At 66.3% G+C, this 11,192-nt stretch carries 8 protein-coding genes and 1 pseudogene; all 9 read right to left on the bottom strand.

Annotated features, from left to right (window positions below):
- Positions 1-285: 285 nt before the first annotated feature.
- The gene (locus E3U25_RS11025; protein ID WP_116223322.1) at positions 286-606 is read right to left on the bottom strand and encodes a hypothetical protein; all 321 of its coding nucleotides are present in this window, start codon (positions 604-606) and stop codon (positions 286-288) included.
- A gap of 363 nt (positions 607-969) precedes the next feature.
- Entirely contained in the window at positions 970-1,368 is a 399-nt protein-coding gene (locus tag E3U25_RS11020; RefSeq protein WP_116223321.1) for a single-stranded DNA-binding protein, read from the bottom strand.
- A 714-nt stretch (positions 1,369-2,082) separates the two neighbouring features.
- Entirely contained in the window at positions 2,083-2,499 is a 417-nt protein-coding gene (locus E3U25_RS11015; RefSeq protein WP_116223320.1) for a hypothetical protein, read from the bottom strand.
- A 162-nt stretch (positions 2,500-2,661) separates the two neighbouring features.
- Positions 2,662-3,597, bottom strand: coding sequence for a DUF2493 domain-containing protein (locus tag E3U25_RS11010; RefSeq protein ID WP_116223319.1), 936 nt, complete (start codon positions 3,595-3,597; stop codon positions 2,662-2,664).
- A gap of 368 nt (positions 3,598-3,965) precedes the next feature.
- A complete protein-coding gene (locus E3U25_RS11005; protein ID WP_116223318.1) occupies positions 3,966-5,009 on the bottom strand; it encodes a DUF7146 domain-containing protein in 1,044 nt (347 codons plus the stop codon).
- Positions 5,009-9,358: a strawberry notch family protein gene (locus E3U25_RS11000; RefSeq protein ID WP_116223317.1), complete on the bottom strand. Its 4,350-nt coding sequence runs from the start codon at positions 9,356-9,358 to the stop codon at positions 5,009-5,011. The genes E3U25_RS11005 and E3U25_RS11000 overlap by 1 nt, the downstream gene beginning before the upstream one ends.
- A 158-nt stretch (positions 9,359-9,516) precedes the next feature.
- Entirely contained in the window at positions 9,517-10,161 is a 645-nt protein-coding gene (locus E3U25_RS10995; protein WP_116223316.1) for an antitoxin of toxin-antitoxin stability system, read from the bottom strand.
- Positions 10,154-10,570: pseudogene (locus E3U25_RS10990) on the bottom strand (hypothetical protein). The gene E3U25_RS10995 and the pseudogene E3U25_RS10990 overlap by 8 nt, the downstream one beginning before the upstream one ends.
- Before the next feature lie 60 nt (positions 10,571-10,630).
- Complete coding sequence (locus tag E3U25_RS10985; protein ID WP_116223315.1) at positions 10,631-11,188, bottom strand: hypothetical protein; 558 nt, start codon at positions 11,186-11,188, stop codon at positions 10,631-10,633.
- Positions 11,189-11,192: the final 4 nt, after the last annotated feature.

Here is an 11,192-nt window from a genome sequence, read left to right as displayed (position 1 = left end):
TGTCAGCGCGAACCGTATTCCGTTCAGGGAGAGGGATGGGGTTTGGGGAAGGGAGGAGGGAACCGTCTCCCTTCCCCAAGGGAGGGTTCAAGGGAGGGGTTTCCCCTCCCTTGGGGAGGATGTTTGAAGGAGGGGGCTTGCCCCTTCCTTCATGGGGGTGAGCGCGAGAGGGGCGGCGGCACGCCCCCCTTTCGTCAGCGCCGGCGGCCGGTCGATCCGGCCGGTGGTGCTGCTGCTGGCAGCGGCGGGAATGGAAGGCGACCGGGGCCGCCTTCCATGAGTGCATCAGCTACCTATCAGGCGGCGGACGACAGCATCGACGCGGCACCAGCCGATACGGGTGCGACCCTGCGCGGCAAGGATGCTGACCGCCGTGGGATCGGCCTCGATCGCGCGCACCGCGGCGATCACGTCGTCCTCAGGCGCTAGGTTCTCGATGGCGATCACGTCGTCGTTCTCGTCGAAACCGCCATGCAGATATTGCGGCGCCTCGTCGTGACGTTGCAGCGCGAGTTCGGCTTCGCGGATCAGCCTGAATGCGCGCTGACGGTCCTTCCAATAGTCCGGGCTGCCGGCGTCGATGCTGGGGGTGCTGCGGTTGGTCATGGCATGTCTCCTTTTGCTCTCTGACGGGAGGAGGCAGCACCGTCGCCGCAAGCTGTCGGGGATCGCGGAGCGACCGCCTTGGCGGCGAGTGGGGGTGCCGATTTTCTGGCGACGCCTTTGGGCGGCGGCGGAAAATTGGGGGCACCGCTCGTCCTCGACAGCGCAGGGGCAGGTGCAATCCTCCGGACGGCAGAGAGCAAAAGGAGACATTTTAAACCGGAGGAGGTCCGGAGGGGGTGCCCCCCGCCGGAGGCTTCCTTGACCGGTCAATCCGGTCGAGGAAGGCTATTCTGGCGGCCGCGAGGGTGGTTTGGTCATGGCGCAAACCCGGCGACTTGCGCCGCCGGGCTTCCGGGTTCCCGCTCAGAACGGGATGTCATCGCCTCTGTCGATGAACTCGGGGTCTTCGGACTCCTTCGGCCAGCTCAGGAAATCGACCGTTTCGGCGATGATCTCGCAGCCGTAGCGGTCAATGCCTGCCGCGTCGGTCCACTTCGTGTAATGGATACGACCGCGAACCAGCACCTTCATGCCCTTGTCGCAATGCTGCTGGACCGTCTTGCCGAGGCCGTTGAAGCAGGTGATGCGGTGCCATTCGGTGTCCTGGACCCGATAGCCGTTCTCGTCACGGACGACGCGACCTTCCGAGTAGCGGGGGCGCGAGGTGGCCAGGGTGAAGTGGGTGATCCCGGTGCCGCCCTGGGTGGTGCGGGTTTCGGGGGCCTGACCGATGTTGCCGGCGAGGATGACGATGTTCTGCATTGTAAGTCTCCGTTGCTTCTCGGAGGGACCATCCCTCCGACGAGACCCGGCCAAGGCCGTCGGGAGACTCCCGCAACTGCCGCCCTCGCGGCAGCTTGCCCCTAAGGCCCCAGGTGGGGCGGGCAGCCGCGCTTGCGCGGCAACACGGCTGGGAGCCGCGGGGGTTGCTGGTGGAAACCGAACGGACATAGGGGATCAGTCAGTCGGAGGGATTGGTGCTTTCGAGAGCGGATCGGAGACGCACAGCACGTTCATCGTCATTGCCGGCAACAGCGAACAGACAGGCCCCCGAAACCCGGATTATCCGGTGCCCCCACCGCTCACCCACCCTTCTTACCGGCCACCCTTGCGCTCGCCGCCGGAAGGCCATGTCGTCGGCGTCGAGAAGGAAACAACTATCGGGTCGGGGACGCCGAATGGCACCGCGTTGCCCCGCTTCGACCGAGGAGGGTCCGGTCCAACGTCATTGCGCAAGGCGACAATGAAGGTGCTGGTTTGCGGCTGCACTCACGGAACGGAGTAGACCGACGCGGCAGGCATTGACCGCTACGGCTGCGGAAATCATGCCGATGACAGATTTCCAAGCCGGGCGGAGGGAGACGACGACGCCAAGGCAGCGATGACTTGATCACCCGGAACTGGGCGGGAACCTGGAAGCCCGGCGGCGCAAGTCGCCGGTTTTTTGCCTTGGCAGCAGAGGATCGTCCCGCCGTTTCAGCGCGAGAAGACGGACTCTCCGAGGGCGTTCAGATTGATAACGGCCGAAACGCCGATGACAAGGCCACCGATGCCGCCGAGCAGGTTGAGGGCGAGGTTCGAGTCGATGGCGTTCTTGGTGATGCCATAGACCAGCGCATAGCCTGCGATGACGGCGGGCACTGCAAAGAGAGCCAGCGCGATGAAGCGCAGAACGGGATTCTTAGCGAAGCCGAGAACCAGGATCACCAGCGCGACCGACAGCAGGGCGGCTCCTGCCGCACTAAGCCCGGACAGCAGGACGCCGGCACCGGCACCCCAGGCAAGCTGAGCGGCGGTGATGGCGGTCATGACCGGCAGGGCATAGATCGCGAGATTCCAGGCAATCACGCAGGCGGTGAGGGTCAATGAGATGGCGAGCAGGATCAGCGTCATGGAAACCTCCAGCGAAACGGTTGAGTTGCGCGACAGGCTGCCGGAAGATGCGCTCCGCCTGCGACTATGCTGCTTCGCCGGTTCTTCAAGGATGCTCCATCAAAGGCGGATACGGGCCAACTGTCAAGGTTTGGCGGCCTTTCGGCCGCCAAACGGCGGCGCTTACGCGCCGCCGTCGAACTTCATGACCGGGATGCCGAGCTTGCGGGCCTTGTCTGCGAAGTTCTCCTGAATCCCGGTGCCGGGGAAGACGAGGACGCCGACCGGCAGCACGTCCAGCATGGCATCGTTGCGCTTGAAGGGCGCGGCCTTGCCGTGCTTCGTCCAATCGGGCCGGAAGGCGACCTGGGGCACCTTGCGATGATCCGCCCAGCGGGAGGCGATCAGCTCCGCCCCCTTCGGCGAGCCGCCGTGCAGCAAGACCATCTCCGGGTGCTTGGCATGGACCTGATCGAGCTTTGCCCAGATCAGGTGGTGATCGTTGAAGTCGGCACCGCCGGTCACGGCCACCTTGGGACCGGCGGGCAACATCACCTCGGTCTCCGCCCGGCGTTTCGCGGCAAGGAAATCCCGGCTGTCGATCATCGCGGCGGTCAGGTTGCGGTGGTTGACCATCGAGCCGGTGCGTGGCCGCCAGGCGCTGCCGGTGTGGTGCTCGAAAGCCTCGGCGGCGAGGTCGCGGAAGAGTTCCATGCTGCCGCGCCGCTCGATCAGGGTCTGCCCCTCTGCCGTAAGACGCTCGAGTTCGACCGATTTCACCTCGCTGCCGTCCTGTTCCCGCTGCATCCGGCGCTGTGCCTGCTCGTTGTCGTCGAGATCGCGTTCCACCCGGGCATTGGCGCGGTGGAAGAGATTGACGGCGCCCCAGAGCAGTTCTTCGAGATCGGGTTCGAGGCGGGTATCGCCGAGCGTCGCGACGAGGGCATCGAAGATATCCGTGACGGCGGCGGCGACGGTATTGCCCTCGGGCAGCGGCCTGGGATCGGGCTCGTCCTGAAACGGGCGCCAGCCGTAGAGCTGGAGTTCGTTGAGGGCGTGATGGGTCTGGGAGGAGGTGTGGACCGGCTCGTCGCCTGCAAATTCGGTTTCGCGTGTCATCGGTGGCATCCTTCGTCTGGAGACCGCGCCCATCGCGGCCTTCGCAGGCGTCGAAGCGCACGGGCGGGGCGGGTTGACAGCCCTCGCCCGCTCCGCGAGGGCCTTGATGGCCGGGTTGGGACTATTTTGGCTTCGCGGTGCAAAGGCGGGCCACAAAGGGGTCCCCGCGCGACTTGTCGCGTGGGGTGGCCCGCCGGCGGAAAATAGTCCCAACCCGGCCATTGCCTGCCCGTGCCGTTTGTGCGCCGATCGCCCTCTCAGAAGGCCGTGGGCGCGGGACTCTCCGACGCAGGATGCACCTGCCGATGACAGGTGAGTGAAACCGGCAGGCGACGAGCCGGGCCGCGCCTCCGGGACCGATTACACCCTCACCTCTCCATGAACCGGCGGGCGTCTTCAGGATGAAGCTGATCCTTCAACGCCGCTCGCAGGGCATCGACGCCCCGCCAGCGCAGATCGTCGTTGAAGTCGCCTTCGTGCGGCGTGAGCGAAATCGCCTCGATCCCGAGGCTCGTTGCTCTGGCGACGAGGCTGTCTCTTGCACCGTTCCCGGCCGGGTCGCGATCCCTGAGGACATAGAGCCGGCGCAGGGAAGGCGGGAACAGGACGGCGGCGAGGTGAGCGGCCGAAAGCGCCGCCAGCATCGGCATGTGGGGCAGAACCTGACGGGGCGACAGCACGGTCTCGATGCCCTCGCCGGCTGCGAGCACCACACCGGCTGCGCCGAAGCGGACACCGTGGCCGAGAAGGTCGCCCATCGCACGCCGCGGTGTTTCGACAGCGGCCTTGCCGGAACCGTCCGGGGCGAGCCAGGTGCGATGCGCGCCGGTCTGGTGGCCGGCCAGATCGGTGACGGCTGCAACGAGCGCCGGCCTGATCTCGGTGGGCGAGTGCTCATCAGGTCTATAGTAGCACCGGGGATGAAAGCGCAGCGCGGCGGTGTGCGAAAGAGAGGTGATCGACCGCCTGCTGAGGTAGATCTCCGCAAGCGTGCCGCTGATCGGCTGCGCCATGGCGAAGAGACGGCGCGACGCTTCAGGCGAACCGGATGCCACGCTGGACGTGTTGGCGGTCGGCGTCCTCGTCTTTTCCGGCTCGGGATGCGGGAGGGCGAGGAAACGGCGCGCTTCCTCGGCCACGTCCTTGAAGTCGACAAGGCCAAGTGTCTCCTGGATGACGTCCAGCAGATCGCCATGCTCCCCCGTGGCCATGTCGGTCCATTTTCCGGCTGCACCCTTGCCGGAAACCGGCCCGGTCAGGCGCACGAACATCGACCGGCCGGGATTGTTCTGCACGTCGCCCACGAGCCAGTATCGTCCGGCACGATGGCCGGACGAAAGGTAGTGGCGGCAAACCGCCTCGGCCTCCCGGCCGAGACGGATCGCCAGTTCTGATGCGTCGTGACGGGGCATCAGGCCGCCTCCCGCTCGCCGATCCGCTCGACCGGCCAGCGGTCGAGAACCTTGGCGAGCACGGCAAGACCAGCGGCATCGACAGGCACGAACATGCGCAGCTTCCAGGAGATGATCTCGTGGAAGAGCCCATAGGCCCGAAGCCGGTCGCGCATCGTGTCGGTGAAGCCGGAGAGTTCGATCCGGTTGGCGCCCATGACGCGGACCCGGCGAAGCTGGAGCCCCTCGGCAAGATCGAGGGTCGTCTTGCCGTCCATCAGAGCAGCGAAGGCATCGTCCGGCGTGACCGAGGCAATCCCGGTCGTGGTGGCGTTCGCGGCCCAGGCCGGCGAGACCTTGCGGCCGATGATGCGCTCGCCGGCATCCGTCTGGAGCCGATAGACGCGGGTGGAGTCGTTGGGCAGCCGCTTCCAGATCGGCAGCAGCAGGCCCGTCACCATATGCAGCGTGCTGTCGGCGAACTCCGGCACCTCGGCGACTTCGGCCTCCCAGGCCGATGCAAAGACACCCCGGTCCGCCTCAACCCAATGGGTCTCGCCCATCATCCTGACCGGCACATTATGGGCCTCCATCGGCCGGATCAGGCGGACGCGGCGTTCGATCTCGCCATCGTCCAGCATGACGCTCGTGGTCGGGATTTGCGCCGCCGCCCGGCCCGAACGCTCGTTGATCAAGAGCTTCGCGCGCGGGTCGTCGAGTTCGGCCAAGGCGCTATCCAGCGTCACCGGCCGGTTCCGCTTGCGTTCGGTGATCGTCAGCAGGCTGGTTTCCGCCCCGGTGCGGGGGTGGTTGTAGATCACCTGCCGGTCGGTGACGGCGAAGCTCTCGGCGCGCAAGGTCTCCAGCCCGGCGTCATAGGTGCCCGAGGCAATAGCCCCCTCGATGCGAGCGGTGAGAAGCTGCTCGAAGGCCGTGAAGAGAGCGCCCTGAAGCTCGATGGTCAGCGCCAGCAGGCGGTTGAGGAAGGTGGTGATGCCGGGCAACTCGTCCTTGATGCCATTGCTGTCCATCAACTTCAGGCCGGTCGCCGCCTCGAACCGCTCCAGCGAACATCCTTCGACCTTGCCGCGGACCAAGAGCAGGTAGAGCTGGCGCAGCGCGTCGCGGGCATAGTGCGATTCCAGATTGTCCTCGGGCCGGAACAGGCCCTGGCCGCCGGTCTGGCGCTGGCCGCGGGTGATCGCGCCCAGCGTGTCGAGACGGCGGGCGATGGTCGACAGGAACCGTTTCTCGGCTTTGACATTCGTGGAAATTGGCCGGAACAGCGGCGGTTGCTTCTGGTTCGTCCTGTGCGTCCGACCGAGGCCCTGAATGGCGGCATCAGCCTTCCAGCCCGCTTCGAGCAGGTAGTGAACCCGCAGGCGGGTGTTCCTGGCCGACAGTTCGGCATGATAGGACCGGCCGGTGCCACCGGCGTCCGAGAACACGAGAATCTGCTTGGCGTCGTCCATGAACGCCTGGGTCTCGGCCAGATTGGCCGAACCGGCCCGGTTCTCCACCACCAGGCGGTCGATGGTGACGCTACGCTTGCGGACGATCCGGCGTGAGCGGCCCGTCACCTCGGCCACCGTGTCGGTGCCGAAATGCTGGATGATCTGGTCCAGCGCGCCGGGAACCGGCGGCAGGCTGGCAAGGCTGGCGATCATCTCGTCGCGCCGCGCCACGGCCTCGCGGCTCTCGACCGGCTGGCCGTCGCGATAGACCGGGCGCGAGGACAGGTTGCCCTCCGAATCCGTGAAGGGTTCGTAGAGCTGCACCGGGAAGGAATGGGCGAGGTAGTCCAGGACATATTCGCGCGGCGACAGGTCCATTTTCAGGTCGCCCCATTCCTCGGTGGGGATCTCGGCCAGCCGCCGTTCCATCAGCGCCTCGCCGGTCGAGACGATCTGGATGACGGCCGAATGGCCCGCCTCCAGATCGGCGGTGATCGAGCGGAGCAGCGTCGGGGTTTTCATGCTCGTCAGCAGATGACCGAAGAACCGCTGCTTGGCGGACTCGAAGGCCGAGCGCGCGGCGGATTTCGCCTGCCGGTTCAGCGTGCCCGAGCCGCCATCGCCGCCGGTGATATTGGCGGCTTGCATTGCCGCATCCAGGTTGTTGTGGATTACGGAAAAAGCATCGGCATAGCTGTCGTAGATGCGGACCTGTTTCGGCGTCAGCTCGTGATCGAGCAGCTCGTATTCGACGCCTTTGAACGACAACGACCTGGCAGTGTAGAGGCCGAGCGCCCGCAGGTCGCGCGCCAGCACCTCCATCGCCGCGACGCCGCCGGCCTCGATCGCCTCGATGAACTCGGCGCGGGTCGAGAACGGGAAATCCTCGCCACCCCAGAGGCCCAGCCGCTGCGCATAAGCGAGATTGTGAACCGTGGTCGCCCCGGTGGCCGAGACGTAGACGACGCGGGCCTGCGGCAGGGCGTGCTGGAGCCGCAGCCCGGCACGGCCCTGCTGGCTGGCGGCGACGTCGCCGCGTTCTCCCTTGCCGCCTGCGGCGTTCTGCATCTGGTGGGCCTCGTCGAAAATCACCACTCCATCGAAATCGGAGCCCAACCATTCGACGATCTGCTTGACGCGCGAAACCCTTTCTCCGCGATCATCGGAGCGCAGCGTAGCATAGGTTAAAAATAGGATGCCTTCGTTCAGGATGATCCTTGCGCCTTGGGGGAATCGCGACAGCGGCGTGACCAGCAGCCGCTCCATGCCGAGGGCCGACCAGTCGCGCTGCGCGTCCTCAAGCAGCTTGTCCGACTTCGAGATCCAGACCGCCTTGCGCCGCCCTTGCAGCCAATTGTCGAGGATAACGGCCGCAGATTCCCTGCCTTTACCGACGCCGGTGCCGTCGCCGATCATGAAACCCTGCCGGAAACGGATGGCGCTCGCGGCATCCTCCGGCGCGACCGACAGGTTGTCGAAGGTATCGTCCACCGTCCAGGCTCCGGCGAGGAAGCCGCCATGAGCCTCGCCGGCGTAGATCACCGTCTCCAGTTGCGCCTCGGACAGCGTGCCGAGAATGTCCTCGGGCAACATCGGCCGGTAGCTCGGCTTCGGCGGCGCGATGCTCGCCATCGAGGCGGATTGCACGAGCTGGGTCGGATGCGCCTGTGCCCCGGCGATGCGGATGGTCTGAAGGCCGTAGTCCTCATAGATCGCATCGGAGAGGCGGCCAGCCTCGGCTGGTGCCCAATCCACGGTGTCATAGGCCAGTGGCACGCCCTCCGGCTCGGCCAGCGGCGCGGCGGATGCGGTCTTCGCGGCCCGGTTGACGTAGCCGCGCACCGTGCGCGGCGCGGTCGGTCGTGCCACCGGCACGGCCAGGCCGGGATCGACCGGAAGCCGGGCGGGAAGCTGCTCCGCCAGCCAGCCCATCAAGGTGGCAACATCCGACGCGACACCGGGCGCGGTCGGGAACACCGCTGGATCTTCGGCGGGCAGCTTGTCGATGACGGTGAGCCGCGTCGGGACGGTGGTGCCGTGCTTGGCATAGACCGAACCGTCGATGGCGGCGGAGAAGGTGACGCGGCCGCGTTCCTGCAGCCAGGTCCAGGAAGCGGTCCAGGCCGGATTGTCGGGTGCGAAGCCCGCCCCGGTGATGGTCACAAGCCGCCCGCCGGGCGCGAGGCGCGCAAGCGCCGAGGCGACATGGCGGAAGGCGGCGTCGGCCATGCGGCCCTCGACATTGGCCATGACCGAGAACGGCGGATTCATCAGCACCACGGTCGGGACGAGGCCGGGATCGAGATGATCGTCGATCTGGGCGGCATCGAACCGGGTAACGGACAGGGCCGGGAAGAGGGAAGACAGCAGGCTGGCGCGAGCCTCGGCGAGTTCGTTGAGCAGCAGCGTGCCGCCGACGATCTCGGCCAGGATGGCGAGGAGCCCGGTCCCGGCCGAGGGCTCCAGCACCCGGTCGGCGGGCGTGATCGCCGCTGCCGTCACCGCCGCATAAGCAAGCGGGACCGGGGTGGAGAACTGCTGGAAGGTCTGGGCCTCTTCGGAGCGGCGCGTATGCGTCGGCATCAGACCGGCGATCTTGCCGAGCTGCGGCAGGATTGCCGCCGGAAATCCGGATTTGCGGAAAAGCGCATTGCCGTATTTGCGCAGAAAGAGGACGGTCGCGGCTTCGCAGGCGTCATAGGCCAACTTCCAGGTCCAGGCGCCGGTGGCATCGGAAGCGCCGAAGGCGGCTTCCATGGCAGCGCGCAAGATGGCGGCATCGACGCGCTGGCCGCGTTCGAGATGCGGCAGCAGCAGTCCGGCAGCAGTGAAGACGCGCGCTGCGGTTTCGGCGTCATGGTCGAGCGGAAGCGCCTCGGCAGCATTGGCCGCCGCGGATGCGGAAATCATGTTCATCGGGGATTCCTCGGGAGAGCGGAAAAGGACCGAGCCGCGCAGCGCTCTCTCTCGACCGCACCGGCTCCAGTCCCTTCCGGCCCCACTCTCCCTCTGAAACCGTGGCGCCGGCTGGCATGAAGCAAGCGCCCGGCCGTCAGGCGGGGCGCTTGTCGAAATCAGCCGAACCGGCGTCCGGCTTCGGTGAAGGTGTATTCGTTGGCGGTGATCGTCTCGTCGACCGCCTCGTCCGAGGTCAGGTATTCATATTCGCGTTCAAGCTGGCGATAGAGCCAGCGGGCGAGGTCGCGCAGCGCCTCGATGACGATATCCTCGGCATCGGCGGTCATGTCTTGCCAGGTCGGACTGTCGCGGGTGACGGACATCGCCATGCAATATTCGTGTTGGTAGCGACCGCGATGGGTGGCCTCGGCGCGAAGCTGGTAGAAATTCCGCCGCTGCACCACCTGGAGGGCGTCGGCGATGCCGTGCAGCGTGGTATCCTGCGGCGCGTAGGCCCGGATCTCGGCCGAGGCGTTCTTCCGGTAGGAATAGTAGCCCTCGAAGCAGGCACCATCGCCCTGCGACCAGAAGCCCGAGAAGAAGATGCAGGGCTTCTGTCGCGATCCGCCACCCATGAGCCGGACGGTGCGGGTCTTGAAGTCGATGCCGAGGATCTGCGCGATCTGCTGGAAATCCTCATAGACGGCATCATACCAGTCGTAGTCGAAGCCGCCCTCGCGATACCAGGCACGAGCCTTGTCCTTCGCCTCGTCGGAAAGCTCGGCGAGCCGATACACGGTGGTTTCGATGACTTCAGGCATAGGGGTCGCCTCCGTCCAGGACGATCTCCAGCCAACTTCTGCTGTCGATCCAGTCCACGGTTTTACCCGTTGCAAGGTCCAGGGCATGGGCGCCGCCTCTGAAGGCATCGACCTAGGCTCGCGAGCATGTCGTGGCATACTGGAAGCCCCATAGCCCGGTCAGGCCGAACGCCGACGCGCAGCGTTTGACGAACTGGATCACATGCTCGGGATCGCCGGTTTCGTCATCACGAATCCAGAGCTGGGTGCCGCCATGCTCAGGCTGGATCGACAGAAGGAATCCTTCCGAGGGAGGATCTTCGGCGGCGTTTTCCTCCGACAATGCGTTGTAGAGGTCGAGCGCGTGGGCGGCGTTTTCCGGCCTGCCCACGTCGAGCAGGCAGGAGAAATGGGTGAAATAGTTGGCCATGTCGGGCTCCTGAAACGAGAAAGCCCGGCGCGGGGCCAGGCGAGGATGTGGAAGAAGGTGTCAGGCGGCCTGCGGCAGACGCAGAAGTTCCGCGGCGGTCTCGCGCCAATAGGGATCGACCAGCCGCGCCTCGAGCAGGCTGGCGCGATAACGATGATCGCGGGCCGCCCTGTGATCGCCGCGGCCGGAGGCGGCGAAGGCCAGCCCGCGCAAGCGGCTGGCATCGGTGACGATGCGGCGGGCCTCCGCGTCGGAGGCGACGGGCTGCTGCCAGAGGACGATTCCGGCCCGGACCTCTCCGGCGAGAACTAGGCCGAGATCGGTGTCCTGAATGGTGATCACGCGCGGGCGAAAGCGCAGCGTCTCGTCCGTGCTGACGCGAATGTCACCGCGCGCGACGCGCCGGCTGGCGAGGTTCATGGCTTCCTCGGCGGATGCGGATTGGCCAATGACAACCATGCGGTCGAATTCATCGGCGTCGTCGAGGCCCTCGTAACTTGCCGTGCCGATGCAGGAGAGACGAAGCGGCAGCTTCTGCGCATGGCGAAGCTGAGGCAGCACCTCGCGCGTGATGATGGCGCCGATGGCGGTAAAGCCGGGCTGGTGGGAAAGAGTCATGGGG

Source organism: Paracoccus versutus (genome assembly GCF_029909795.1).
GTDB classification, from domain to species: Bacteria; Pseudomonadota; Alphaproteobacteria; order Rhodobacterales; family Rhodobacteraceae; genus Paracoccus; species Paracoccus versutus.
The sequence above is the reverse complement of the archived record's forward strand: the minus strand, read 5'-3'. Positions and strand labels throughout refer to the sequence as shown.